Raw genomic sequence first — 24727 nt, 5'->3', positions numbered from 1 at the left:
CCCCTCCCCCAGCCCTTATCTCCGCCCGACCCCCCGTCCGCCAACCTGGTCGCAGGAGTCCGACGGCCGCACCGCCACGCAGCCTTGCCACCTGGAGGTCCCATGACCGAGGCGCTGCCCTTCCCGCAGGACCGCACCTGTCCCTACGACCCGCCCACCGGCTACCAGCCCCTGCGCGACACCCGTCCCCTGTCCCGCGCGACGCTCTACGACGGACGCCCCGTCTGGGTGGTGACCGGGCACGCCGAGACACGGGCGCTGCTCACCGACCCGCGGCTGTCCTCCGACCGGCAGAACCCGGCGTTCCCCTCCCCCGCCCCGCGCTTCGAGACGCTGCGCAAGATACGCACCCCGCTGCTGGGCGTCGACGACCCCGAACACAACACACAGCGCCGGATGCTGATACCGAGCTTCAGCATCAAACGCGCCGCCGCGCTGCGCCCGCGCATCCAGGAGACCGTCGACCGGCTGCTGGACGCCATGGAGGAGCAGGGCCCGCCCGCCGAGCTGGTGTCCGCGTTCGCGCTGCCCGTACCGTCCATGGTGATCTGCGCGCTCCTCGGCGTCCCGTACGCGGAGCACGAACTGTTCGAGAGCCTGTCCCGTACGCTCCTGCAGAGCGTCGACCCGCAGGAGGTCTCCGAGGCCTGGGACGAGCTGGAGGAGTACTTCACCGGCCTGGTGGCCCGCAAGCGCGCGGAGCCGGGTGACGGCCTGCTGGACGAGCTGATCGCCGAGCGGCTGGACCCCGGCGAGCTGAGCCACCGGGAACTGGTCCGCATGGCCATGCTGCTGCTGGTGGCCGGCCACGAGACCACCTCCAACATGCTCTCTCTGGGCACCTTCACACTGCTGGAACACCCCGAGCAGTTCGCCGCCCTGCGTGCCGACCCGTCGCTCCTCCCGGCCGCGGTCGAGGAACTGCTGCGGTTCCTGTCCATCGCCGACGGCATGATGCGGGTGGCGACCGCGGACATCGAGATCGGCGGCGAGACGATCCGGGCGGACGACGGCGTGATCTTCTCCACCTCGGTCGTCAACCGGGACGGCGCCGCCTACGCCTCGCCGGACACCCTGGACTGGGAGCGCTCCGCCCGCCACCACGTCGCCTTCGGCTTCGGCATCCACCAGTGCCTGGGCCAGAACCTGGCCCGCGCGGAGATGGAGATCGCCTTCGGGGCGCTCTTCGCCCGCTTCCCCGGCCTGCGGCTGGCGGTGCCCGCCGCCGAGGTCCCCGTCAAGCCCGGCCACACCCTCCAGGGCCTGGTCGAACTGCCCGTCACCTGGTAGGGATGCAAGCCGCCCGCGCCCTGGAGCGACCAACGGAGGAGAGCCGCCATGAAGATCGACATCGATACGTCCGTGTGCATCGGTTCCGGCCAGTGCGTACTGACCGCGCCCGGGGTGTTCACCCAGGACGACGACGGTTTCAGCGCCCTGCTGCCCGGCCGCGAGGACGGCGCCGGCGACCCGCTCGTACGGGAGGCGGCCCGCGCCTGTCCGGTGCAGGCGATCACCGTCACCGACTCCTGACGGTCCGGCGTCCGGGCCCGGCGGCGCCGGGCCCGGGCTGCCCTGGAGCGCGCCTCTTCGGTCGGGTCCGGATGGCCAGAGAGTGTCAAGCGGCCGTTTGAGGGAGGCTGATCGCTGCGACGATGAGGTCGGCGAGGGCGTCCGCGTAGTGGTGGACGTCGGCCTCGGGATGGCCGTGGAGATAGGTGAGCATCGTGTCGATGGCTCCCTGGTAGGTGACCGCCATGACCCGGGTGTCGAAGTCGCGTAGTGTGCCCTCTTCCTGACCGCGCCGGAACAGGGCTTCCTGGCCTTGGTAGGTCTGCTCGTAGTCGGTGAGGCCGAGCCGCGGGGTGCCGTCGGCCTTACGCAGGTTGGTGCTGATCTGCCGCATCGCGGTCAGCTCGGCCTGGTGCGTTGCACTCAGACCGGCCGCACGGCGAATCGCGGCGCGGATGACCTGGGGGACCGGGTCGGTCAAGACGAGAGAGTCTGCAATGGTCTGTCTCGTGGTCGCCAGGGTGGCCCGGGCGGCCGTTTCCATCAGGTGTTCCTTGTCCGTGAAATAGTGCGAGACCAGGCCCTTGGAGACCTCCGCCCGCTCGGCGATTCGGGCCAAAGAGGCACTCTCGTAGCCGAGTTCGGCGACCACCGCGATGGTGGCCTCGATGATTTGTGTCCGACGTACTTCCTCGCTGAGGCGCTGACGGGTGCGTGGGCGAGGCTCTGAGTGGGGCGTGTTCACAGCATCATTTCTAGCGGGTCGGTGCGCCGGTCAGCGGCGTGCCGAACGGCGGACCAGGATGAGTAGTGCCGCCATCCAGAGAGCGATCGCCACCATCTCGACCCGCATCCACTCGGGGAAGACGTCCGGCAGGGCGGCTTCCACCAGGTTCACGACGAGCAGCGCCGCAGCGATGATGCCGAGTGCCCGTACTGCCCTGGCACTGCCCGACCGAGCCGACCGGAGTCGCACCAGAAGGAGGACTGCGAAGAGCATGACGATCAGGGCGTGCCCCCATGCCTCCTCCGTCGCCTGCCCCGGGGCCCTGGATGCCAGCAGCGCCAGCGCCACGACGGTTGCGACCATGGCTGCGACGTAGCCCCACACCAGTGCGCTCACGGCACCGAGTCGATGGGGTGCGCGTGCTTGGGCATCCACACTATTGACCATGCGGCCAATAGTATGGACCGCATGGTCGATGTCAACGCTGGGTCCTACTTTTCGGTCATCTGCGGGCCCAGATGAGGATGGCGGCGACGTGCAGTGCGGCCTGGCAGGCGATGGCGAGTTCGTCCGTCCGTAGGGCGAGGCCGCGCCACTGCTCGAGTCGGGCGATGCACCGCGCTGGAGGCCGCCCGCCGGGCTTGGACCCCGGCAAATACAAGGAGCGCAATGCCGTCGAGCGGTGGCGGGCACGTCGCCAGCCTGACCGGCGGTGGCGTGGACACTCAGAGGGCGAGCCCGGCTGTCACTGGCCACCGTCATCCGCCGCAGTAAGGACCGCCGCGAGGATGCGTTCCCATGTTCCGTCCACGGTCCACCTGATCAGGCGCTTGTGAGCGGTCTGAAAAGACCCTAGCTCGCCGGGCAGGTCTCGCCAGGGCGAACAGGTGCGGTACTTCCACGCAATGGCCTCCAGGGTACGTCGGTGGTCGGCCCATCGTCGTCCACGGACCGGGTCGGCCGGCATCAACGGCTCGATCCGGCCCCGCATCGCATCAGTGATCACTAACCGGACAGACACGACCGATCAACTGACCAGCCCGTCCAAGAGACACGCCCTAGTCGTCCAGCCCCTCCAGCGCGTCCCCCACCACCGGCAGGTCCAGCGTGCCGGTCTGCGTGCGTGAGCTGCGTACGGTCACCTGCTTGGTGCCCCGGTTGCCGAAGTACGCGGTGTCGCTGGCGGCCATGACCAGCCGCAGCCGGTGTCCCGGCGCGAAGCGGTGCACGATCGCGGGCAGGTCGACGGTGAACTCCCGGGTGACGTCGGGCACCCGGACGGGGGCCACCAGACGGTGCACGAGGACCTGGCCGCCGTTCGGCGCGACGTCGAAGAGCTTGAGGAAGAGCAGCAGCCGGTCGGCCGCGTCGTCGGAGTGCCGGGTCCGCTCGGCGTCGGGGGAATGGACGCGCAGGGTGGCCCGGGGCGCGCCGACCACGTCCACGGGCCGCCCGCGCACCGGCTCGGACGTCCAGTCCAGGTAGGTGCCCCGGGTGTCGTACGGCTTGGGGTTCGGCAGCTTCATCAGGGCGGCCAGCGAGCTTTCCGAATGGCTGGAGGCGACCCGCCAGTTGCGGTAGTGGCGGCTGCCGGCGACCACTTCCCCGGGGTCGCCCACGAGTTTGCCGTCGCCGGACAGGAACAGCCGCCGCGGGACGCCGACGGGGTAGACCTGCGAGGTGGCGTAGGCAGGGCCCCGGCCCGCCCAGTCGCGGTAGTACGCGAAGGCCGGGCCGGTGTCGGTGCCCCACTCCTGGCGCAGATAGCGGCTGAACCAGGCGAGGGTCCGACGGCCGACATAACTGGTCTCGAAGTTCCCCTTGCCCAGGTCGAGTTCGCCGGGCGCGGGGTCGGTCATGCCGCCGCTGTGGCCCCAGGACTGCCAGATCATGGCGGTTTCGGTGCCCTGGGCCCGCAGGGTCTCGAACGTCGCGGCGGCTTCGTTGAGGTTGAAGAGGGTGTCCGCCTGCCCCTGGACGAGCAGGGTGGGCGTACGGACCGTCGCGAGGTAGGAGGCCGGGGAGAGGCTGCGCGCGTAGTCGAGGACGGCTGCCGTGGGGGCGGACGGATAGCGGCCGGAGTTCAGCAGCTTCTTCAGCTCGCACGCCCGCGCGACGAAGTGCACACAGCCCGCGCCGCCGCCCCGGGACGGGTCCAGACGCGGGTGCAGCAGGCCCTGGGCCTCGCCGATGAGGTAGAAGCCGTTGGTCCACTGGTGCTTGTACGCGCCCGGCTCCGGCCCCTCGACGCCGGACATGCGGTCGGCGTTGTTCGGCGCCAGCGCGTATCTGAGGTCGTGCCAGGTGATCAGCGGGACCAGGGCGTCCAGCCGGTCGTCCGCGGACGCGGTGGCCAGCTGGATGGCGCCGCCGTACGAGCCGCCGAACATCCCCACCCGCGGGTCGCGCGGGCCGTCCTTGGTGACGAAGTCGACGCGGGTGCCGTTCTTCGCCGCCCGCCGCCCGGCGAGGAAGTCCAGGATCTGGCTCGCCGCCCGCCCGTCGATCCGCGGGTCGTCGAGGGAGATCGGGCAGCCGGTCCGGCCGAAGCCGAGGCCGGAGTAGGCCAGCGCCACATAGCCGCGGGAGGCGAAGGCGCGGGCGATGGCGTCGGTGGAGCCGTCCGACTTGCTGCCGCCGAAACCGTTGGTGGTCAGGACGGCGGGCGCCGGGTGCGCGGCGTCCACCCCGGTGGGGCGGTAGAGGTCGGCGTCCAGTGTGCAGTTCCGGCCGCCGGCCCGTACCGGCAGCTTCAGGGCGGTGACGGCGTAACCGGGGTGCCGGGGGCCCGCCGCGCCGGCCGGCCCGGCGGCGGTGACCGGCCCGAGGAGGACGGCGCACGCGGCGAGGCACACGGAGGCGGTGAGGGGCAGCCGCGCGGAGCGGGTGCGCGCCGCGCGCCGGACGGGCCGGGACGCGGCACCGGGCAGGGCTCTGGACACGCTGGGCACGCAGACCTCCACAAGGGCACGCCGCACCAAGCGGTCGGCAACGGCCGGCTCATGGTGTGACACAGGTAACAGAGGTGTCAACGCGGATTGTCCCCTGGCCGTGCCGGGTCCATCCGGAAGGCCCTGCCCGAACCACTCGATGGGCTACCCGGACGGCCGGATCCCGGCCCGCCGGACCACCCGTTCGAGAGCGGCGCGGAACCGGCCGCGGAGGACCGGATCGCTCGTCCGGGTGGCGCGCCCTTCCTCAGGGTGCCCGCCCTCAGAGGTGCCCGTCCTCAGAGGTGCCCGTCCTCAGAGGTGCCCGTCCTCAGAGGTGCCCGTCCTCAGGTCGCGCCGGCCTCGGGAACACCCGGCCTCGGGAACACCCGTCCTCAGGCCCGCTCGCGCAGTGCCGGTACGTCGTACGTCAGCGTCCCGGCCGCCGCGTCCAGCTCGGCCCGTATCCCCAGCGGCAGCGTCAGCGCCGAGTCGCCGTGCCCGAAGCCGAACTCCTCCACCACCGGCACGCCGAGCGGCCCGAGGCGGTCCAGCAGCACCGCGCGCAGGTCCTCGTACGGGCCGCAGCGGGCCCACGAGCCGAGGACGACGCCCGCCACGCCGTCCAGCCACCCGGCGCGCAGCAGCTGGGTCAGCGCGCGGTCCACGCGGTACGGGGGCTCGCCCACGTCCTCCAGCAGGAGGAGGCCGCCCGCGGCGCCCGCGCGGGTGTGCGGGGTGCCGAGGTCGGCGGCGAGCAGGGACAGGCAGCCGCCCAGGGTGACGCCGCTCGCCCGGCCGGGCACCAGCGGCCGGGCGGTCGGCGAGGTGACGACTCGCGCCGATCCGGGGTCGAAGAGCGTGCGCCGCAGGTGCTCGCGGGTCGGCTCGTCCTTGAGGAACACCTCGCCCGCGACGGCCGGGCCGTGCAGCGTCGCCACCCCGGCGCGTACCGCGAACGCCTCGTGGAGGGAGGTCACATCGCTGAAGCCCACCAGGAGTTTGGGGCCGTGCGCGCGGAAGGCGGCCCGTATCGCCGCCCAGTCCAGCAGGTCGGCCACGCGCTGCGCGCCGTAGCCCCCGCGCGCGGCGAACACCGCCGCGACGTCCGGATCGCACAGCGCCTCCTGGAGGTCGCGGGCGCGCTCCTCGTCCGTGCCCGCCAGGTACGGCAAGGTGGCGTGCCGGCCGCGTACGTGGGGCGCCTCGACCGGGTCGAGGTCCCAGCCGCGCAGCAGGTCGGCCCCGGCGTCCAGCCGCTCCGGCGCGACCGGGCCGCTCGGCGCGACGATGCGCACCTGGTCGCCGGGCAGCAACCGCCGGGGGCGGTCCGCGGCGCGCACGGGGCCGGCGTCCGTCACTTCGTCAGCTCCAGCACCGGAACGTCCGCCCGGTCGATGCCGAACACCTGGAGGTACAGCGACAGTTCCGCTTCCACGGCGCGGATGATGGTCTCCGCGCGGCGGAATCCGTGACCCTCGCCCTCGAAGGCCAGGTAGGCGTGCGGTACGCCGTGCCGGCCGACCTCCGCGAGGAAGGGTTCGCACTGACCCGGCGGGCAGACGGCGTCGTCGAGGCCCTGGAGGAGCAGGAACGGCGCGGTGATCCGGTGCGCGTGCCGCAGCGGGGAGCGCTCGCGGTAGCGCTCGGGCACCTCGGCGTGCGGGCCGATCAGGCTCTCCAGGTACTGCGACTCGAAGTCGTGGGTGCCGTCCTCGATCCAGCCCACCAGGTCGAGGACCGGGTAGCTGATCGAGGCGCAGGCGTACACGTCCGTCGTCACCAGCGAGGCCGCGGCCGTCCAGCCGCCCGCGCTGCCGCCGCGGATCGCCAGCCGGTGCCGGTCGGCGGTGCCCTCGTCGGCCAGTGCCCGGGCGACGGCGGCGCAGTCCTCGACGTCCACCACGCCCCACTGTCCGCGCAGCCGCTCGCGGTAGGCGCGTCCGTAGCCGGTGGAGCCGCCGTAGTTGACCTCGGCGACGCCGATGCCGCGGGAGGTGAAGTAGGCGATCTCCAGGTTCAGGACGAGCGGGGTGCGGCCGGTGGGGCCGCCGTGCGCCCATACGACGTAGGGCGGCAGTTCGCCGTCGGGGGCCCGGTGGCCGGGGTTGTGCGGCGGGTGGATGTGGGCGTGCACCTCGCGGCCGTCCGGGCCGGTGAAGGTGCGGATCTGCGGCTCGGGGTAGCAGGCCGGGTCCACCGCGTCGGTGTGCCGGGCCGCGAGCACCCGGGCCCGGCCCGTGCAGGTGTCCAGTTCCACGAGCTCGAACGCGCTGCGCGGGCTCGCGGCGACGCCGACCACCCGGCTGCCGTGCACGGCCAGGGTGGACGCCCACTCCGTCCACGGCCCGGCCGCGTCCACCAGTTCGCCGCTGACCGGGTCGAGGACGCCGAGCGTGAGGGCGCCGCGGCCGTGCAGCACCGCGATGGTGCCGCCGTCCAGCGGCCGGAACCAGCGCACCCCGAGCTGCCACAGCGGGCCGCCGAACTCCTCCTGCCGGGGCCGGCACAGCCGCGTGCCCGGGGCCCCGTCCGCGTCCGGGTCGATACGGCGCAGCTCCCACCAGCCGTCGGCGTCGGAGACGTACAGCAGCGTGCCGTCCGCGTCCCACTCGATCTGCGGTACGGACTCCTCGGTACCGCCGGCGATCTCCCGTACGCCCGTGAAGGCGCCGTCACCGGTGATGTCGGCGAGCAGCACGACCGTGCCCTCCCACGGCATCCGCGGGTGGTCCCAGGCGATCCACGCGGCCCGCCGCCCGTCCGGCGCGATCCGCGGGCCGGTGACGAAGCGGTGCCGGTCGTCGCTCAGTTCCCGTACCGCCGTGCGGTCGCCGGCCGCCGAGCCGTCCAGCGGCACCGCGGCGATCACCCGGCGCAGGTCGGTCGGCCGGGGGCCGGTGAACTCCTCCAGGACGCACCACACCTCGCCGCGGTCCAGGCGCAGCACCGGGTCGGCCCAGCGCAGCCCGCCGCCGACGGCCGAGACGGGGGTGAGCGGGCGGGGCGCGTCGTCGCCGTCCGGCAGGTACGCGTACAGCCGCTGGTCGGCGAAGTCGCAGAAGACCACGACCGTGCGTCCGTCCGCGTCCACCGCGCCGGCCCAGGGCTGGCCGCCGTACTCCATGACGCGGCTGCGGACGTTCCAGGGCGCGGGCAGCACGGTGGCTTCCGCGCCGTCGGGCCGCCTGCGGACGAGCGCGCGCCGGCCGCCCTCCGCCGGGCGGGCCTCGGTCCACCACACCTCGGCCCCCACCACGCCGACGTACTCGGGCCGGCCGTCGTGCTCGGCGACCAGCCGGGCGTCGATCGGGGACGGCCAGGCACCGTAGGGGGCCGTGGTCACCATCGTGGCGTTCCTCCTCAGTCGTCGGAGCCGCCAAGCCTGTCGTACGCGCGGCCGGGCATCAACCGTTACGTATCACCCTTCGACCGACCTTAGGAAGTGATCCAGTACCCGCACCCCGAAGTGCAGTGCCTCCACGGGAACGCATTCGTCCACCCCGTGGAACAGCGCCTGGTAGTCGAAACCTTCCGGCAGCTTGAGCGGCGAGAAGCCGTAGCCGGTGATGCCCAGCCGGGAGAACTGCTTGGCGTCCGTGCCGCCGGACATGCAGTACGGGACCACATGGCCGTCCGGGTCGAAGCGTTCGATCGCGGCCCGCATCGCCCCGTACGCGGGCGAGTCGACCGGGGCCTGGAGGGCGACCTCCCCATGGTCGTACGCCCAGGTGACGTCGGGTCCGGTGAGCCGGTCCATGGTGGTGCGGAACTCCGCCTCGCCGCCGGGGACCACCCGCCCGTCCACGTGGGCGACGGCGTTGCCCGGGATGACGTTGACCTTGTAACCGGCCTCCAGCATCGTCGGGTTGGCGCTGTTGCGGACCGTCGGCTCGACGAGCGCGGCCGACGGGCCGAGCTTGCTGAGCAGCGTGTCCACGTCGAAGTCCGGGGCGTCCAGGCGGGCCTCGATGCCGTGCAGGGCGGCCAGTTCGGTGAGCGCGGCGCGTACGGTGTCGGTCAGGCGTACCGGCCAGCGGTGCTCGCCGATGCGGGCCACCGCCCCCGCGAGCCGGCTGACGGCGTTGGCGCGGTTGACCTTGGAGCCGTGCCCGGCCCGGCCCTCGGCGGTCAGTTTCAGCCAGGCCGTGCCGCGCTCGCCCGCCGCGACCGGGTACAGCCGCATGCCGCCGCCCGCGTGGAAGGTGAAGGCGCCGGACTCGCTGATGCCTTCCGTGCAGCCCTCGAACAGGCCGGGGTGGTGGTCGGCGAGGAAGCCCGCGCCGTCGATGGCGCTGGCCTCCTCGTCGGCGGTGAAGGCCAGCACCAGGTCGCGCCTGGGGCGGATGCCGCCGCGCGCCCACTGCCGTACGGTCGCGAGCACCATCGCGTCCATGTTCTTCATGTCCACGGCGCCCCGGCCCCACACGATGCCGTCCTCGACCTCGCCGGAGAACGGGTGCCGGGACCAGTCGGCGGGCTCGGCGGGCACCACGTCCAGGTGCCCGTGCACGAGCAGGGCCGCGGCGCCCGGGTCGGTGCCCTCGACGCGCGCGACCACGTTCGTACGGCCCGGGGTGCGTTCCAGCAGCACCGGGTCCAGACCGGCCTCCGCGAGCCGCTCCGCGACGTACTCGGCGGCCGGGCGCTCCCGGCAGTCGCCGCCGCCGCGGTTGGTGGTGTCGATGCGGATCAGGTCGGACGTGAACCGTACGACCTCGTCGAGGGCCTGTCCGTCCACCGCGTCCCCGGCGGGCTCCGCCATGCCGTCCGCGCTGTCACCCATACGCTTCCTCCACCGCCGACGACACGACGGTGGTGACCGTCTTGAAGCAGCGAATCGCCTCGTACATGTTCTCGCTGGTATACGCGACGCGTCGCTCAGCGCTCCGCTCGACACCCGGCACGCAGGTCGCCTGGCCCACCAGGTGCTCGGCGTCGAACTCCATCTCCACCGTGTACGGGCCGCCGCGTACGGGCTCGGTGCGCACCGCGAGCGCCGCGGCCTCCCGGGCCGCCGCACGGATGTCGGCCGCCGTACGGGCCGGCGGGCGGCACACGGCGGCGTAGCGCGAGACGTAGTCCTTGACGGCCACGGCCCGCGCGTCGGGCGCGTATCCGGCGGCATCGTCGCAGGCCCGGTCGTCGCCGGTCACCAGCACCACCGGCACGCCGTATTCGGCCACCACCAGGGAGTTGAGGTGGCCCTCGCTGGCCCGCGTGCCGTTCACCCACACGCCCGTCAGGGAGTTGGCGAGGTAGGTGTGGGCCAGCACGCCTTCCGTACCGGCGCCGGCGTGGTAGCCGACGAACGCGATTCCGTCCACGTCGCCGTACTGGACGCCCTCCACCATGCTCAGCGCCTTGTGCTTGCCGGTGAGCAGCTGCGCGCGCTCGTCCAGCTTTTCCAGCAGCAGGTTGCGCATCGACCAGTGGGCCTCGTTGACCAGGACCTCGTCGGCGCCGCCGTCGAAGAACCCGGCGATCGCCGCGTTGACGTCACCGGTGAACACCGGCCGGAAGCGCTGCCACTGGGCGTGGCCCGGCAGGACGTCGTCCGGCCAGGTCACTCCGGTGGCGCCCTCCATGTCGGCGGAAATGAGGATTTTCACCATGCACCCGTCCCATCGCAGCTAGGAGGCGGTCCGCTCCGGCACCGGCCCGGGGGCCGCGCCGTCGCGTACCTCACCGGGCAGGATTCCCACCATAACCAGGGGCGACGCCAAGCCGTCCGGGCCGCGGGCCGGGGTGACCGGCAGGCACCGGGCCGGGTGCCGGGCCACACCCCCGTGGCGGCCCGGTACCCGGCCGCGGGTCAGTCCCGGGCCGTCTGCCTGGGCGGCAGCCAGTGCCGGACCCGGAAGTCGCCCTTCGCCAAGGTTTCGAAGGGCGCGCTGCTCTCGCACTTCCCGACGCTGTTCTGCGGCAGGCCGTCGATGGCCCAGCTGTAGCCGAGCCGGTCCTTCCTGCCGTCGTCCAGCACGGTGAAGCCGAAGCGCTTGCCCTTGATGTCGCCGAGTTCGGGATAGCCCGGTGCGCCGGTGAACTTCACCTCGGTGACCACACCGGTGGCCACCGCGACCGGGCCGCCCGTCAGCAGGCAGTCGATACGCCCCTTGAAATACCCGCCCCACTTCTTGTCCATGTGGTGGCTGACGTAGAACGTGCCGCTCGCCTTGTCGGCAAAACCGTGCGCGTTGAAAGCGAAGTGCACGTCGTCGCCAGGGCGCCGCTGGAGCTTGCCCGCGCCGGTGAGCGACGGTTCGTCGGTGGTGTGCGAGGCGGTCCGGACGCCGGTCCCGGCCCGGGGCGCCGTTTCCGGGGCGGCCCCGGCCGGGGCCGCCGCCCCGAGGGTCAGCGCGGTTCCGGCGCAGACGGCGAGGGCCGTGGTTACGGCGACGAATGGACGGCGGACGCGCGGCATGGATCCTCCTGAGGACGGTGCGCCCGGTGGGACCCGCCCACCGGCGGCCGGATCACCCGGCCGTGCACCACCGTGCCGCCCGCCCCACGCGCCCCGCATCACCCCACGGGCCGGGACGCCTCCGCCGTACGGGGGAAGCGCGGCCGTACCGGCGGCCGACGCGCGGGCGGACCCGGCCCCCGCGGTCCCGGCCCGGTCAGTCCGCCGCGCCCGCCACCAGCCAGTTCGTCGGGATCTCAATACGGGAGCCGTCCGCACGGTACTCGGTCGTCGTCAGCGGCAGCCGGCCGGTGCCGATCACCCGCAGCCCGTAGGCCGCCAGCAGCTCGGGAACGACCGAGTCGGCCATCTCACCGGGCGCGATGCCGTGCGCGAGGACGGCCCGCAGCTTGCCGGGCGGGCCCTCGGGGCACTGCGCCAGCGACGCGAAGACTTCCCGGGACGCCTCGGCCGGCTCGACCGCGAAGATGCGGCCGTGCCGCCCCAGCAGGGTCGCGATGTTCGCCACGATCCGGGGCCGGTCCTCGGGCGCGCACTGGTGCAGGACGCCGCGCATGTAGACGTTCACCTCGCCCAGTTCGGCGTGCAGCGCCCGTACGGCCGCCGGGTCGGACGCGTCCAGGCACCGGTATTCGGCCACCCCGGACGGGTCGGCGGCGCGGGCGTGCGCGACGGCCGCCGCCGAGAGGTCGACGCCGATCGCGCGCGGGCAGCGCCCGGCCAGGAAGCGGGTCTGGGTGCCGTTGCCGCAGCCCAGGTCGACAACGGGCAGCGCGGCGTCGAAGTGGCCGGCGAACAGCGGCAGGTGCAGCTCGGCCGTCAGGGACGGATCGGAGTCCCAGAACACCTCGCCCTCACCCGCCGGCGCGTCGCGCCAGAAGCCTTCCCATGCGCGCAGATACTGGCTCGAACCGGTCATGGCTCATAGCTACTGCCACGTCCGGTCCGCCGCAAGGCCCGCCGACCGTTCCTTCACGCGATGTTCGAGCCCGTTTTCCGGCCGTCGCGCGGCCAGGTGCTGTCCGTACGGGGCAGATTCTGCTCGAACCACACCGTCTTGCCGGTCGCCGTCCGGCTCGTGCCCCACTCCCGCGCGAGCCTGCTGACCACCCGCAGCCCGCGGCCGAACTCGTCGTCGTCCGCCGCGCTCAGCATCTGCGGCAGGGCGTGGTCGTCGTCGGACACCTCGCACAGCAGGGCTTCCGTACGGACCAGACGCAGCAGCACATGCCGGGTGTGGGCGTGCCGTACCGCGTTCGTGACGACCTCGCTGACCAGCAGCTCGGCGGTCTCCGACGCCGCCTGCAAACCCCACCGGGCGAGCTGGGCGCGGACCAGGCGGCGGGCGCGGCCCGCCTCGCGCGCGTCGATGGTCAGCCGCCACTCGGCCACGTCCTCCTGGGCGATACCGTTGAGCCGCGCCATCAGCAGGGCGACATCGTCCTTGCGGCCGCCGCGGACGTTCAGCGCGCGGATGATGGCGTCGCAGGCGTCGTCCATGGAGGCGGCCGGGTGGGCGGCGGACTCGGCGAGCGCCGCCAGGCCGACGCCTATGTCCTCGCCCCGCACCTCCACCAGGCCGTCCGTGCACAGCACCAGCCGGTCCCCGGCCGCGACCGGGAGCGTGACCGCCTCGAACGGCACGCCGCCGACGCCGATGGGCGCGCCGGTCGGCAGGTCCAGCAGCTCGCTGCGGCCGTCCGCGGCCCGCACCAGGACGGGCGGGATGTGCCCGGCGTTGGCGATCATCACCTGCTGGCCGATCGGGTCGTAGACCGCGTAGAGGCAGGTGGCGAGGTAGTTGTCGCCGAGGCGCTGGGCGAGGTCGTCCAGGCTGCGCAGCAGCTGCGCCGGGTGCATGTCGATGGCGGCCATGGTCTGCACGGCCGTACGGAGCTGGCCCATCATCGCGGCCGAGTTCAGGCCGTGGCCCATCACGTCGCCGACGACGAGGGCGGTGCGCGAGCCGGGCAGCTTGATGGTGTCGAACCAGTCGCCGCCGACCCGGCCGAGGCGGGTGCCGGGCAGATAGCGGGTGGCCGTGTCGCAGCCCGCCATGCGCGGGGCGATGTGCGGGAGCATGCTGTCCTGGAGCGTCTCGGCGACGTTCTCCTGATACGTGTACATGCGGGCGTTGTCCAGGACGAGGCCGGCGCGGGCGGCCAGTTCGGCGCCGGTGACCCGGTCCATGTCGTTGAACTCCATGCGCTCCGGGTGGCGCAGCAGGATCATGAAGCCCAGGACGACGTTGCGCGCCTTGAGCGGCACCACCAGCAGCGAGCGGCGGTTGATCAGCGGGCTGATGTCGCGCTTCTCGAACTGCGCGGCGATGGCGTTGCCCAGTTCCTCGCTGATCCGCGGGATCAGCACCGGCTCGCCGGTGGTCATGCACTGGAAGAACGGCGTGTGCACGGGGAACGGCATCGACTCGCCGACCGGTACGACATCGTCCCACCGGCCCGGCTCGTCGTTGTGCTCCACCGCGACGCGGTGCCACATGGTCGTGGCGTCCGGCGGGCCGTCGGGGAAGCCCTCGCCCGCGACGACCTGTTCGCGCAGGTAGGTGCCGGCGACATCGGTGAAGCGCGGTACGACGGCCTCGCTGACCTCCTGGATCGTGTGGGCCAGGTCCAGGGAGGAGCCGATCCGGCCGCTGACCTCGTTCAGGAACTCCAGCCGCTCGCGGACGGCGGCGTATTCGAGGTCGGATTCCAGCTCCGCCTTGGCCTCGGCGGCGGTCCGCTCGTCCTGGGCGGTGTCCGCGGCGCGCAGCAGCCGGGCCCGGCGCTCCACCCGGCGCGGCACGCCCCAGTCCGGGGTGACCGGGAAGCGCTCCTGCTGGCTGATCTCCAGCACCGGGTAGCCCAGTTCCAGCACCTGGGAGACGATCCGGGCGCTCTCCTGCGGGCTCATGCTCGGCAGTATCTGCGGCAGTTGGGCGGCCAGCACCTCCGAGCCCGGGAAGTCGGTGTGCAGGGCGAAGCCGGGCGCGAAGCGCTCCTCCTCCTCGGTGGTGTCGCCGGGGTCCGTGCCGGTGTGGCGGTGCAGTTGGTCGGCGTCCGCGGCGAGCACGAGCAGCCGCTCCTCGCCGGGGCCCACCAGGGGGTACGCCCACCACAGGATGTCGACCGTGCCGCGCTGCACGTCCGCCATGCGGGCGCGGCCCGCGGTGGGATAGGCGGCCCGGCCGCCGAGCGAGGCCTCCAGGTCGGGCCCGTCGAGCCGCTCGCCGTCCTCCTCGTCCCAGTCGCGCGCCGACCACTCCTCTTCCCCGAGCGCGCCGGAGACCGGCATCAGGTCGACGGCGTGGGTGCCCACCGCTTCCTCGCGGGCGGGTCCGAAGAGCCTGCGTGCGCCCGTGCTCCAGTGGGAGACCAGTCCGTCGGCGTCCACCACCACGACGGCGAGCGGTATCCGGCCGGGCACGGGGTCCCGTGGCGCCGGCACCTGAGGCACCGCGCCCACCCTGTCGTCGCCGTGCGACGGGCCACGCTCCATGGGCGGTTGCTCCTTCGTACACCGATCTTGCACCACCGTTACCACGGTACGACCGCGGGGCGACAGCGCGGGCCGCATTCACCGAATAGGTGGTGCGCCCCGCGCGAACGACCATGGCGCAAGCCGATCGGTCGCCCCGGGCGGCGCCACCGCCCCTCCGCCACCCCGGTGTCCGGCCCGCCGGAACCGGAACGAGCGGCCCCGGTTGGGGGCTTGCGGGCGCCCGTATGGTGAGGGCGTGCCCAGACGGACCGAACAGGTGACCGCGGGGGCCCGCCGGACCGCCGCCCCCCGGGCCGGGCGGCAGGCCGGCCCCGCACCGGACGTCTTCGCCCCGCGTGGCGGCAACGACCAGGCCGAAGGGCCGGTGCCGCTGCACCGCCTCGACGTTCCCGCCCCGCACCTCCTGCCGTTCGCCATCGGCTCCTTCGACACCATCGGCCCCCTCTCCCGGGCCGGTTTCCCGCACCGGCACTCCTTCCACGAGATCGTGTACGTGACGGGCGGCACCGGCAGCCACGTCCTGGACGAGGACCGGTGGCCGCTGCGCCCTCCCCACCTGTGCTTCATCACCCCCGGCCAGGTGCATTACTGGGACCACGTCACCGGCCTGCGCGGCTGGGTGATCCTGTTCACCGACGACTTCCTGCTGGCACACCCCGGCGACCGGGACGCGCTCACGGAGCTGGGCGAGCGCCCGTGGATGCGGCCCGGCCCGGACGACGCGGCGCGGATGGGTGACCTGGTGCGGGAGATGCTGCGGGAGTACGGCGAGCGGGCCCCGTCGTTCCGGTCGGTGCTCCAGGCGCAGTTGCACATCCTGATCGCCCGCGCGCTGCGCCTGTCCGCCCCGTACGGCGCGCCGGGCCCGTACGGTACGGCCAGCCCCGGCGGCGCGGCGGGCCCGTCCGGCGTACGGCGTGCGGGCTCCGTGTCGGGCCGGGCCGCCCTGGTCTCCCGGGAGTTCACCCGGTTACTGGCCCAACCGGGCTCCGCCGGCCGCTCCGTACGGTCCTACGCCGACGAACTGGGCGTCTCCGTAGGCCATCTGACCGAACTGGTCAAGCGCAGTACCGGCCGTACTCCGGGCCGTCTGATCCGGCACGCGCAGACCGTGGAGGCCAAGCGGCTGCTGTCCGGTTCCCGCCTGACGGTGGCTCAGGTGGCCCGCCGGGTGGGCTTCGCCGACCCCGCGTACTTCTGCCGCTTCTTCCGCAGGGAGACGGGCCTGAGCCCCGGCGACTTCCGCCGCGCCACGGGCGCCGCCGGAGGAATTCACCATGACCTCCGCGCCGAGTCCATCGAAGGCCGCCCCCGGCCCGAATAGCGTCTGTCGCGGCCGCCGGTCAGCCGGCAACGGCGGCCCGGGCCTGGCGCGTCCCGGCTCCTTCCTCCCCGTACCGGGCTCCGCCCTGCCCGCTTCCCCCTCCCCCTGCTCACAGGAGCGATGCCATGGAAGACGAACGCACGGACAGCACGGAGACCACGCAGGACGACGGCGCGCGCAGAGGCATCAGCCGCAAGAATGTGCTCAGGGCCGCGGTCGCGGCGGTGCCGATACCCCTGCTGCTCGGCGGCGTCGCGCTCGCCCGGGACAGCAAGCCCTCCGACGGTCCGCTCACCCCCACCCCGTACTGCGACGACGGCGACGACCCGACGCCGCCGCAGATCGAGGGCCCGTACTTCAAGCCGAACTCGCCGCTGCGCGACTCGCTGGTCCAGCCCGGCACGCAGGGCACCCGGCTCACCGTGAGCGGCTTCGTCTTCGGGCTGACCTGCCAGCCGCTGTCCCACGTCCTGCTGGACTGGTGGCAGGCGGACGTCAACGGTGACTACGACAACGTCGGCTTCCGTTTCCGCGGGCACCAGTTCACCGACCAGCGCGGCGCGTTCAAGCTCAGCACGATCGTCCCGGGCCTCTACCCGGGCCGCACCCGGCACCTGCACGTGAAGGTGCAGGCCCCGAACCAGCCGATCCTCACCACGCAGCTCTACTTCCCCGGCGAGCCGCGCAACAACACCGACCCGCTCTTCAACCCTGCGCTGCTGATGAACGTGCGGCAGAACGGGCCGGCCAAGGAGGCGACGTTCGACTTCGTGCTGCGGGTGCGGGGCGGGTCCACCCCGTCCCCCACGGGGCAGCCGACCGCGCCCGGCGGCACCTGGGCCGCCGGGACCGACTACCGCACCGGCGACCAGGTCACGTACGACGGCGCCGCGTACACGTGCCTGCAGCCGCACACCGCGCGCGACGGATGGGAGCCGCCGGCCGTCCCGGCGCTGTGGCGCCGCACCTGATCCGGGACGTCCGGTGACCGGCCCGCATACCGGGGCCGGTCGGGCCGGTGCCGGTTTCGCGTGACCGGCACCGGTCCGGGGCGGGCGACGGTCAGTCCCCGTGTCCGAGCTGGAGATCGCGCTCGGTACGGCCGCCGCCCGTGACCTGGAGTACGGTCGCCACCGGCGGATAGCCCGCTGCGATGACGGTGTACTCGCCCGCCGACAGGTCGACGAAGCGGAACAACCCGTCCGGGCCGGTGGTCGCGGTGTCCACCACGTTGCCGGCCGCGTCCAGCAGCGTGACCCGGGCGTCCCCGACGGGGCGCCCGTCACCGGCCCGGACGGTGCCGCGCAGTACCGCGCCGCCCGCCAGCTCGATGTCCTGCCGGGTCTCCCGGGCCGCCTGGGCGGTGACCGGCAGGGCGACGGGGCGGTAGCCGGGGGCGCCGGCGGCGAGCGTGTAGTCACCGGCGACCAGCTCCGTGAGGACGTAACCGCCCTCGCGCCCGCTGCGGGCGGTCGCGACGACCTCGCCGCGCGCGTCCGTCAGCGTGACCGTGGCATCGCGTACGGGAATGCCGTCGGCGGTGGTCACCGTCCCGGCCAGCCGCCCGGCCCCGCCGAGCACCACGTCCAGGCCGACCGGCCGCTCGCCGACCGTGACCGCGACCGCCTGCGGCCGGTGCCCGCCCGCCGCCGCGATGAGCACGTACGGCCCGGAGCCCGGCGTGCTGAGCGCGTACCGGCCGTCGTCGCCGGTCGCACCGCGCCCCACCTGGCGCCCGCCGGTGTCGATGAGCGTGAGGGCGGCGCGGGGCACCGTGCTGCCGTCACGGTGCCGGACCGTGCCGGAGACCGGGATGCCGGAGACCGGGATGCCGGGGGCGGAGGGGTCGTTGGGGGCGGACGGGGGCCTTGGTACGGATGATGCGACTGTTACAGATGGGGCCGCGGCCGAGGCGTACGGCGTCGAGCCCGGATCCGGAACCGGATTTGGGCCCGAGTCCGGGTCCGCTTCCAGGTGGTCCGACGTGCGGGGGACGACCGCCTCCGTACGCGCCTGCGGGATCGGGGCCACCTCCCGCGGCCCGGCGGGCGGCGGAAGCGGGGCGTGCGGGGCCGGTGGGACGTGCGAGGTGTGGGACACCAAAGGGGTCTCTTTCCGGAAGACGGCGAGCAGCAGGCCCAGGAGGAGCACCGGCAGAAGGTAGAGGAAGACGCGCGGCACGGTGTGCGCGTAGGCCGCGGCCGGACTGTCGTGCAGCGCCGCGGGCACCGCGCTCATCAGCCCCGGGACCAGCGCCTCCGGCTCGGCGGGCCGGCCGGTCCCGGCCGGGCGGTGGGCGAGGTGCGCGGCCAGCCGGTCGGCGAGGAAGGTGACGAACAGGCCCGCGGCGACACTGCCGCCGAGCCGCCGCAGGGTGGTGCCGGGCGCGGGGGCGGGCCCGGCGCGCCGTACGGAGTTGCGTACGGCCAGGACGAGCGCAGGCAGCACACAGCCGACGCCCAGGCCCAGCACGCCCGTTCCGAGGCTGTGCACCGGCCGCCCGGCGTCCTGCGGTACCCGGCACAGCAGCCACATCGCCCCGCCCGCCAGCCCGCAGCCCAGGACCGGGAACACCCGGTTCCGGCCGGTACGGCGGACGAGGTGCCCGCTCAGGGCCGCGCCGAGCACGACGCCCGCCGTCAGCGGCAGCATCAGCAGCCCGGACCGGGTGGGCGACGCGCCCTCGATGACCGGCAGGAAGGTCGGCAGGTAGCCCGCGATCCCGAAGAGCGCGGCGCCCAGGGCCGCGCCGACCAGCCCCGTCACGGCGAACACCGCGTCCCGGAAGAGGTGCAGCGGCAGCAGCGGATCGGCGGCGAAGTACTCGACGGCGACGAAGAGCAGGGCGGTGCCGAGCGCGCCCAGCGCGAGCCCGAGGACCGTCCGCGAGGTCCAGGCGTGTTCCGTACCGCCCCAACTGACCAGCAGCACGAGACAGGTGGCGCACGCGGCCAGCAGCAGCACACCCGTCAGATCCGTCTTCGGCCGTACGGCGGGACGCGGTAGCCTCGGTACGAACGCGGTCACGAGCAGCGCGAGGACGCCGAACGGCACGCCCGAGAAGAAGCACCAGCGCCAGGAGGCGTGGTCGGTGAGGTAGCCGCCGAGCAACGGCCCGGCCGCGCCGACGAGTCCGCAGACGGCGCCCGTCACGCCCAGGGCCCGGCCGCGCACCCCCGGCGGAACCAGCCCCGCGAGGACCGCCTGGACGCCGACCACCAGTCCCCCGGCCCCGGCGCCCTGGAGGGCACGGAAGGCGGTCAGTTCGCCCAGCGTGTGCGCCCGGCCGGCCAGCACCGAGCCCGCGGTGAACAGGAGGGCGGCGAGGACGAGGGCGGCCCGGCGGCCGATGACGTCGCCGAACTTGCCGTGCAGGGGCAGGCCGGCCGCCGCGGCGAAGAGGAACGCGGTCAGCAGCCAGGACACGGGCTCCGGGCCGCGCAGCTCGCCGGCGATCTCCGGGAGCGCGGTGACGGCGGCCGTCGGGCCGAGGGCCGCGGGCAGCAGGGCCAGGGGCAGGGCGACGGGAAGCCCCGGCCTCCGTCGGGCGTCCGGGGATCGGCCGTCACCGTCCGGCCAGGCCGGATGCGGGTCCGGTGCCCCCTCCCATCGCCCCTGTTCGATCAGGGTGGTACCGCCCACGTACTGCTCCCCTCGCTCACGCCTGCGCCGCCGTTCCTTTTCTTGCACCGGGCGACGAGGGCGTTCAAGCGCGGCGGGCGGGGGCGGCAGCGGGCGGCACCGGCCCCAACTGCGGTTCCGGGCGCTTCCGTCGGGCGCCCATCAGGGGTTTCCCGGAGGGTGGCGGTACGTTCCGGCACGGACGGCGGGCCAACGGAAACCACCCGAACCGGTGAGCATGCCGCGGCCCCCGGAGGAGCCGCGGCGGCGTGGGGTCCGCTACTTCTTCTCCGTCTCCGCGGCGAGGTTGGCGAGCACCGCGTCGTAGATGCGGCCCAGCCCCTTCGGCGCGAACGTCCGCTCGAAGAAGCCGCCGATGCCGCCGGCGCCCTGCCAGGTCGTGGTGACGACGACCTTGGCGCGGCCCTCGCCCGCCGGGGTGACCACCCAGGTCGTCACCATGGAGGAATTGCGGTCCTTCTCCACCAGCTGCCCGTCGGTCGGCTCGTCGACCTCCAGCAGGCAGTCGCGCACCCGCTTGCTCGTGGCCTGGAGCTTCCAGTGGACGAGGGTGCCCTTGCCGTCGCCGCCCTCGCGCACCTCGTACTCGCTGAAGTGCTCGGGCAGCAGCTTGCGGCGGGTACCGCTGTAGTCGGCGAGCGCGTCGAACACGTCCTCCGGGTCCGCCGCGATCTCGCGCTGCGTGGTGGCCTCGACCTGGCCCATGTGTCTCTTCCTCCGGTGCTCGTCTGCTGTTCCCGCGGCCCGCGGGCCGTACCGGCGCCGTGCCGCGCCGCGGGAACACCACCTTAGGCGTGGCACGGGCCCGCGGACGCCCGGCCGTCGCACAGGCGGGCGCGCGACTGCCGTACGGACGGGCGTACGGCCCCGCGACGCGCCGGGGCGCGGTTTGACAGACGACAGGGGAACAATTGTTCTATTATCTCGAACGGCGGGGCCACCGGGCCCCGCGGACAGTGCCCGGCGGGGAGCCGGAGCGCCGGGACGCAGCCGAGGGAACGCCGCCGGGGGGCCGAGGGACTCAGGAGGAAGCGCGATGCGCTGGGAGAATCTGGGCGAGCAGTCCGCCGCCCTCTTCGGCACGGACGTCGTCAGCCGTACGGTCGACACCCCCGAATTCCGGGGGATCACCTTCCACGAGGTACACGCCCGCTCGATCATCAACCAGGTGCCCGGCGCCTCCCGCATGCCGTTCGAACGGACGGTGAACCCGTACCGGGGCTGCTCCCACGCCTGCGTGTACTGCTTCGCCCGCAAGACCCACAGCTACCTCGACCTCGACACCGGGCTGGGCTTCGACTCCCAGATCGTGGTGAAGGTCAACGCGCCCGAGCTGCTGCGGCGCGAGCTGGCCGCGCCCCGCTGGCGCGGCGAGCACATAGCCATGGGCACCAACGTCGACTGCTACCAGCGCGCCGAGGGCCGCTACCAGCTCATGCCCGGCATCCTCACGGCCTTGCGCGACCGTGCCAACCCCTTCTCCATCCTCACGAAGGGCACGCTGATCCTGCGCGATCTCGACCTGCTGCGGCAGGCCGCCGCGGTCACCGACGTGGGCGTCTCCGTCTCGGTCGGCTTCGTCGACCGGGAGCTGTGGCGCACCGTCGAACCCGGCACCCCCTCCCCGGAGCGCCGCCTGGACGTCGTACGCACCCTGGCCCGCAACGGCATTCCGGCCGGAGTGCTGATGGCCCCGGTGATTCCCTTCCTCGGCGACTCCCCCGCCCAACTACGCGCGACCGTACGCGCCATCGCCGCCGCCGGCGCCACCTCCGTGACCCCGCTCGTCCTGCACCTGCGCCCCGGCGCCCGCGAGTGGTTCATGTCCTGGCTGGCCCGGCACCACCCCCATCTCGTACGCCGCTACGAGCGGATGTACGCGGACGGCGCGTACGCCCCCAAGTGGTACCAGCGCCGGATCACACGCCAGGTACACGAGCTGGCGGCCGAGTACGGCATCGGCCCGGCCCGCTCCGGGGAGGCGCGGCGCATCAGCCGGCCGGCGCTTGACTCCACCCCCGAGCACACGCAGCTCGCACTGCTGTGACCTACGCCTCCGCCACCGCAAGAGCGGAAGCCAGCCGGTCCCGGGCCCGGGTCTGGGCGGCTATGCGGTCGTCGATGACGGCGAGTCGCTCGCGGGCTATGCGCAGCCCCTCGGCCGACGGCGGCGCCGTCGTCATGTCCCCGTCCAGGCAGGCCGTGAAGCAGCTCACATCGGCCAGGGTCAGTCCCGCGTCCAGCAGGTGGCGGATGTTGCGCACGCGGACGGCGGCGCCCGCGTCGTACACCCGGTAGCCGTTGTGCGTGCGGTCCGATGTGATCAGTCCCGCCCTTTCGTAGTGCCGCAAGGCCCGCGAAGACACCCCTGTCACCGCGGCCAGCTCGCCGATCCGCACCGGCCTCACCTCCTGCCATTGTTGTAGCAGGAGGCACTGACAAGGCCCGGGCGAGGGCGGAACCTAGGGGTTCCCCTCGAAGGCCGGACGGCCGGACGGCTGGGCGGCCGGACAGGGAGCCCGGCCCGCACGCGTCAGGCGGCCGGCCCGGGCCGCGGAGCCCGGGCGGCGTCAGGCCACCACCGCGCCGCCGTCGACCGGGAGGATCACTCCCGTCACGAACGACGCCCCGGCCGAGGCGAGCTGTACGACGGCCCACGCGACCTCCTCCGGCCGCCCCACCCGCCCCAGCGGCGTATGCCCGACCTGCCACTCCCGGACCGCCGCCCGCTGCTCGGCGGTCAGCCCCCGGTGCTCCCCGATGGGGGTGTCGACCGCCCCGGGCGCGACGCCCACGACGCGGATGCCGCGCGGGGCCAGTTCCACCGCCCAGCTGCGGGTGAGCAGTTCGAGGCCGGCCTTGGTGGCGCCGTAGACCGCGTTCCCCGGCCAGGCCCGCTGTCCGACCGAGGTGCTGATGTTCACCACCACGCCGCCGGTGGCCTCCAGGTACGGCAGCGCCGCCTGCGTCAGCAGCACCGGCGCCACCAGGTTGGTCGCGAGCTGCGGCTCGATCAGCTCCCGGGTCAGCGACCCCAGGCCCCCGCTGCCCACGATCCCGGCGTTGTTGACCAGCACGTCCACCCGCCCGTGGCGCCGTACCGCGTGCCCGATGATCTCCTCCGCGGCCCCGTCGGCGGTGATGTCGGCGGCGTACGGCTCGATCGTCCCGTACCCCTCCGCGGTCTCGGCCAGCGGCCCGGGCCGCCGCCCCACGGCGACCACCCGGTCCCCTCCCGCCGCGAACCGCCGTGCCGTGGCCCGCCCGATCCCGGTCCCCGCGCCCGTCACCACGACGACACGGCCCTGCTCCTGCTGCCGCCCGAGCGGCTGTTGCGTACTCATGGGCCACAGCCTGAAACGTTGTCGCCAGTGTCAAGGTCAAACGCCTAGCGTCGCGCTCATGGTGGAGCGCTTACGGATACGGGACATGACGGCGGACGACATCGGCGCGGTGGCGGTCATCCGGATACGCGGCTGGCAGGCCGCCTACGCGGGGCTGATGCCGCAGGCGTACCTGGACGGGATGGACCCGGCCGAGGACGCCGAACGGCGGCGCGCGTTCTTCGCCGCGGCGCCGCCCGAGGTGGTCAATCTCATGGCGGAGCGGGACGGCGGCCTCGTCGGCTGGGCCGCCTTCGGGCCGGTCCGCGACCAGGACGGAGGCCCGCGGAGGCCGTCCGGGGGCGAGCTGTACGCCCTCTACCTACCCCCGGAGCACATCGGCACGGGGATCGGGCACGCGCTGATGGACGCCTGCCTGCTGCGGGCCGCGCAGCAGGGCTTCCGCACGCTGTGCCTATGGGTCCTCAAGGGCAACGCCCGCGCCCGCCGCTTCTACGAACGGGCCGGTTTTCTGGCGGACGGCGCGGAGGACACGTACGAGGTCGCAGGCACCCCCGTACCCGAGGTGCGCTATCAGCGCTCCCTCGCACCCGCCCCGGACCGACGGGCCCGCCCCGAGGCCGTGCCCCTCAAGGCCGTGCCCCTCAACGCTGTGCCCCTCAAGACCCCGCCCTCTCCCCCGGCTCCTCCTGCACCCCCAGCCGCGCCAGCGAGGCCGCTGCCGCCGCGGCCAGCCGGGGGTGATCGCAAGCCGCGGTGAGGACCGGGACCGCTCGGCGGTCGCCCAGGGCGCCCAGGCCTTCGACGCAGGCCAGGGCCACGCGCCAGTACGGGTTGTGGGGGGTGAGGAGGCGTTCCAGGGTGGCTATCAGGGCGGGGACGGATTCGGGGGCGCGGAGTTCGGCCAGGAGGCGGACCGGGTGCAGGGCGTAGGCGGTGCGCAGGGGGTTGGTGGCGAGGGCGGCGGCGGCGCGGGCGGTGCGCGGGTCGCCGAGACGGCCGAGGGCGTGTGCGGCGGTGGCGCAGCGCACCGGGTCGCGGTAGTTCAGGAGCAGGACGAGGGTCTCGAAGGCGCGGCGGTCGCCCGCGGTCCCCAGGATGAACGCGGCGATCTCGCGGGCCCACAGCGGGCGCTCGACGGCGGTCAGCACCTGGGCCAGCTCCTCGCGCCCCGCGGGGGTCTTCTTGCGCGCCAGCCCGAGGAGCCGCTCGTAGGCGACGAGATCCTGCGGGGAGCGGAGTTCGGCGCGCACCCGGTCCGTCAACTCGTGGAATTCATCTTCCATTTGCCGCTCCCTCCCGCGGATTTCTCACGGTACGTGC

The 24727-nt window shown here is 73.7% G+C and carries 21 protein-coding genes and 1 pseudogene; 6 read left to right on the top strand and 16 right to left on the bottom strand.

The window, feature by feature from the left end; translation table 11 throughout:
- The first annotated feature begins 102 nt into the window (after positions 1 to 102).
- Positions 103 to 1290 (top strand): cytochrome P450, encoded by a 1188-nt coding sequence (locus tag IH45_RS0101840; RefSeq protein ID WP_030660146.1) that lies wholly within the window; start codon positions 103 to 105, stop codon positions 1288 to 1290.
- Positions 1291 to 1338: 48 nt separating this feature from the next.
- A complete protein-coding gene (locus IH45_RS0101835) occupies positions 1339 to 1533 on the top strand; it encodes a ferredoxin (protein ID WP_030660144.1) in 195 nt (64 codons plus the stop codon).
- A gap of 85 nt (positions 1534 to 1618) precedes the next feature.
- Here the strand turns inward: IH45_RS0101835 and IH45_RS0101830 are convergent, their stop codons facing one another.
- The 11 genes and pseudogenes from IH45_RS0101830 to IH45_RS0101785 form a co-directional block, all read right to left on the bottom strand.
- Positions 1619 to 2257 carry a TetR/AcrR family transcriptional regulator gene (locus IH45_RS0101830; RefSeq protein WP_030660142.1) on the bottom strand — a complete coding sequence of 213 codons (639 nt, stop codon included), beginning with the start codon at positions 2255 to 2257 and terminating at the stop codon, positions 1619 to 1621.
- A 30-nt stretch (positions 2258 to 2287) separates the two neighbouring features.
- Positions 2288 to 2635 carry a hypothetical protein gene (locus tag IH45_RS0101825; protein ID WP_030660140.1) on the bottom strand — a complete coding sequence of 116 codons (348 nt, stop codon included), beginning with the start codon at positions 2633 to 2635 and terminating at the stop codon, positions 2288 to 2290.
- 106 nt (positions 2636 to 2741) lie between these two features.
- A pseudogene (locus IH45_RS1000000147665) lies at positions 2742 to 3260 on the bottom strand (transposase).
- Positions 3261 to 3297: 37 nt separating this feature from the next.
- On the bottom strand, positions 3298 to 5190 hold the full coding sequence (locus IH45_RS0101820; protein WP_078897121.1) for a CocE/NonD family hydrolase: 1893 nt from the start codon (positions 5188 to 5190) through the stop codon (positions 3298 to 3300).
- Positions 5191 to 5564: 374 nt separating this feature from the next.
- Complete coding sequence (locus IH45_RS0101815; protein ID WP_030660137.1) at positions 5565 to 6530, bottom strand: S66 peptidase family protein; 966 nt, start codon at positions 6528 to 6530, stop codon at positions 5565 to 5567.
- Positions 6527 to 8518, bottom strand: a complete 1992-nt coding sequence (locus IH45_RS0101810; protein WP_030660135.1) for a prolyl oligopeptidase family serine peptidase — start codon at positions 8516 to 8518, stop codon at positions 6527 to 6529. The genes IH45_RS0101815 and IH45_RS0101810 overlap by 4 nt, the downstream gene beginning before the upstream one ends.
- Positions 8519 to 8590: 72 nt before the next feature.
- Positions 8591 to 9955, bottom strand: coding sequence for a M20/M25/M40 family metallo-hydrolase (locus tag IH45_RS0101805; RefSeq protein WP_199810604.1), 1365 nt, complete (start codon positions 9953 to 9955; stop codon positions 8591 to 8593).
- Positions 9948 to 10781, bottom strand: coding sequence for a M55 family metallopeptidase (locus IH45_RS0101800; RefSeq protein WP_030660131.1), 834 nt, complete (start codon positions 10779 to 10781; stop codon positions 9948 to 9950). Before IH45_RS0101800 ends, IH45_RS0101805 begins: the two co-directional genes overlap by 8 nt.
- Positions 10782 to 10984: 203 nt before the next feature.
- Positions 10985 to 11593: a hypothetical protein gene (locus tag IH45_RS0101795; RefSeq protein WP_030660129.1), complete on the bottom strand. Its 609-nt coding sequence runs from the start codon at positions 11591 to 11593 to the stop codon at positions 10985 to 10987.
- 196 nt (positions 11594 to 11789) lie between these two features.
- The gene (locus IH45_RS0101790) at positions 11790 to 12512 is read right to left on the bottom strand and encodes a class I SAM-dependent methyltransferase (protein ID WP_030660127.1); all 723 of its coding nucleotides are present in this window, start codon (positions 12510 to 12512) and stop codon (positions 11790 to 11792) included.
- A gap of 53 nt (positions 12513 to 12565) precedes the next feature.
- Complete coding sequence (locus IH45_RS0101785) at positions 12566 to 15091, bottom strand: ATP-binding SpoIIE family protein phosphatase (RefSeq protein WP_032916600.1); 2526 nt, start codon at positions 15089 to 15091, stop codon at positions 12566 to 12568.
- Positions 15092 to 15464: 373 nt separating this feature from the next.
- Here IH45_RS0101785 and IH45_RS0101780 point away from each other — a divergent pair, with 373 nt between their 5' ends.
- Positions 15465 to 16418 carry a helix-turn-helix domain-containing protein gene (locus IH45_RS0101780; RefSeq protein ID WP_030660123.1) on the top strand — a complete coding sequence of 318 codons (954 nt, stop codon included), beginning with the start codon at positions 15465 to 15467 and terminating at the stop codon, positions 16416 to 16418.
- A 125-nt stretch (positions 16419 to 16543) separates the two neighbouring features.
- Positions 16544 to 17389, top strand: a complete 846-nt coding sequence (locus IH45_RS0101775) for a carbohydrate-binding protein (protein ID WP_030660121.1) — start codon at positions 16544 to 16546, stop codon at positions 17387 to 17389.
- Between the two features lie 91 nt (positions 17390 to 17480).
- Here IH45_RS0101775 and IH45_RS0101770 read toward each other — a convergent pair whose 3' ends face one another.
- Positions 17481 to 20060, bottom strand: a complete 2580-nt coding sequence (locus tag IH45_RS0101770; protein WP_030660119.1) for an MFS transporter — start codon at positions 20058 to 20060, stop codon at positions 17481 to 17483.
- Positions 20061 to 20318: 258 nt separating this feature from the next.
- On the bottom strand, positions 20319 to 20765 hold the full coding sequence (locus IH45_RS0101765; protein ID WP_030660117.1) for an SRPBCC family protein: 447 nt from the start codon (positions 20763 to 20765) through the stop codon (positions 20319 to 20321).
- A gap of 331 nt (positions 20766 to 21096) precedes the next feature.
- Between IH45_RS0101765 and IH45_RS0101760 the strand changes: the two genes are divergently transcribed.
- Positions 21097 to 22107: an Rv2578c family radical SAM protein gene (locus IH45_RS0101760; protein WP_030660115.1), complete on the top strand. Its 1011-nt coding sequence runs from the start codon at positions 21097 to 21099 to the stop codon at positions 22105 to 22107.
- A 1-nt stretch (position 22108) separates the two neighbouring features.
- On the opposite strand, the gene IH45_RS0101755 is transcribed toward IH45_RS0101760, so the two are convergent.
- Positions 22109 to 22459 carry a MerR family transcriptional regulator gene (locus tag IH45_RS0101755; RefSeq protein WP_030660113.1) on the bottom strand — a complete coding sequence of 117 codons (351 nt, stop codon included), beginning with the start codon at positions 22457 to 22459 and terminating at the stop codon, positions 22109 to 22111.
- 171 nt (positions 22460 to 22630) lie between these two features.
- On the bottom strand, positions 22631 to 23404 hold the full coding sequence (locus IH45_RS0101750) for an SDR family NAD(P)-dependent oxidoreductase (protein ID WP_050514442.1): 774 nt from the start codon (positions 23402 to 23404) through the stop codon (positions 22631 to 22633).
- Between the two features lie 58 nt (positions 23405 to 23462).
- Between IH45_RS0101750 and IH45_RS0101745 the strand changes: the two genes are divergently transcribed.
- The gene (locus IH45_RS0101745; RefSeq protein ID WP_063762936.1) at positions 23463 to 24164 is read left to right on the top strand and encodes a GNAT family N-acetyltransferase; all 702 of its coding nucleotides are present in this window, start codon (positions 23463 to 23465) and stop codon (positions 24162 to 24164) included.
- Here IH45_RS0101745 and IH45_RS0101740 read toward each other — a convergent pair.
- Positions 24064 to 24690 carry a HEAT repeat domain-containing protein gene (locus IH45_RS0101740; RefSeq protein ID WP_030660103.1) on the bottom strand — a complete coding sequence of 209 codons (627 nt, stop codon included), beginning with the start codon at positions 24688 to 24690 and terminating at the stop codon, positions 24064 to 24066. The genes IH45_RS0101745 and IH45_RS0101740 overlap by 101 nt on opposite strands.
- Positions 24691 to 24727: the final 37 nt, after the last annotated feature.

Origin of the sequence: Streptomyces rimosus subsp. rimosus (genome assembly GCF_000720725.1) — a bacterium.
Taxonomy (GTDB): Bacteria; Actinomycetota; Actinomycetes; order Streptomycetales; family Streptomycetaceae; genus Streptomyces; species Streptomyces rimosus_A.
Note: the sequence above shows the minus strand (reverse complement) of the source record. Positions and strands in the feature narration are given on the sequence as shown.

Excerpts from the sequence above, each read along its gene's own strand:
- IH45_RS0101840 (WP_030660146.1), top strand. The coding sequence starts at position 103 with ATGACCGAGGCGCTGCCCTTCCCGCAGGACCGCACCTGTCCCTACGAC.
- IH45_RS0101835 (WP_030660144.1), top strand. The coding sequence starts at position 1,339 with ATGAAGATCGACATCGATACGTCCGTGTGCATCGGTTCCGGCCAGTGC.
- IH45_RS0101810 (WP_030660135.1), bottom strand. The coding sequence starts at position 8,518 with ATGGTGACCACGGCCCCCTACGGTGCCTGGCCGTCCCCGATCGACGCC.
- IH45_RS0101805 (WP_199810604.1), bottom strand. The coding sequence starts at position 9,955 with ATGGGTGACAGCGCGGACGGCATGGCGGAGCCCGCCGGGGACGCGGTG.
- IH45_RS0101795 (WP_030660129.1), bottom strand. The coding sequence starts at position 11,593 with ATGCCGCGCGTCCGCCGTCCATTCGTCGCCGTAACCACGGCCCTCGCC.
- IH45_RS0101790 (WP_030660127.1), bottom strand. The coding sequence starts at position 12,512 with ATGACCGGTTCGAGCCAGTATCTGCGCGCATGGGAAGGCTTCTGGCGC.
- IH45_RS0101785 (WP_032916600.1), bottom strand. The coding sequence starts at position 15,091 with ATGGAGCGTGGCCCGTCGCACGGCGACGACAGGGTGGGCGCGGTGCCT.
- IH45_RS0101775 (WP_030660121.1), top strand. The coding sequence starts at position 16,544 with ATGGAAGACGAACGCACGGACAGCACGGAGACCACGCAGGACGACGGC.
- IH45_RS0101765 (WP_030660117.1), bottom strand. The coding sequence starts at position 20,765 with ATGGGCCAGGTCGAGGCCACCACGCAGCGCGAGATCGCGGCGGACCCG.
- IH45_RS0101760 (WP_030660115.1), top strand. The coding sequence starts at position 21,097 with ATGCGCTGGGAGAATCTGGGCGAGCAGTCCGCCGCCCTCTTCGGCACG.
- IH45_RS0101750 (WP_050514442.1), bottom strand. The coding sequence starts at position 23,404 with ATGAGTACGCAACAGCCGCTCGGGCGGCAGCAGGAGCAGGGCCGTGTC.
- IH45_RS0101745 (WP_063762936.1), top strand. The coding sequence starts at position 23,463 with ATGGTGGAGCGCTTACGGATACGGGACATGACGGCGGACGACATCGGC.
- IH45_RS0101740 (WP_030660103.1), bottom strand. The coding sequence starts at position 24,690 with ATGGAAGATGAATTCCACGAGTTGACGGACCGGGTGCGCGCCGAACTC.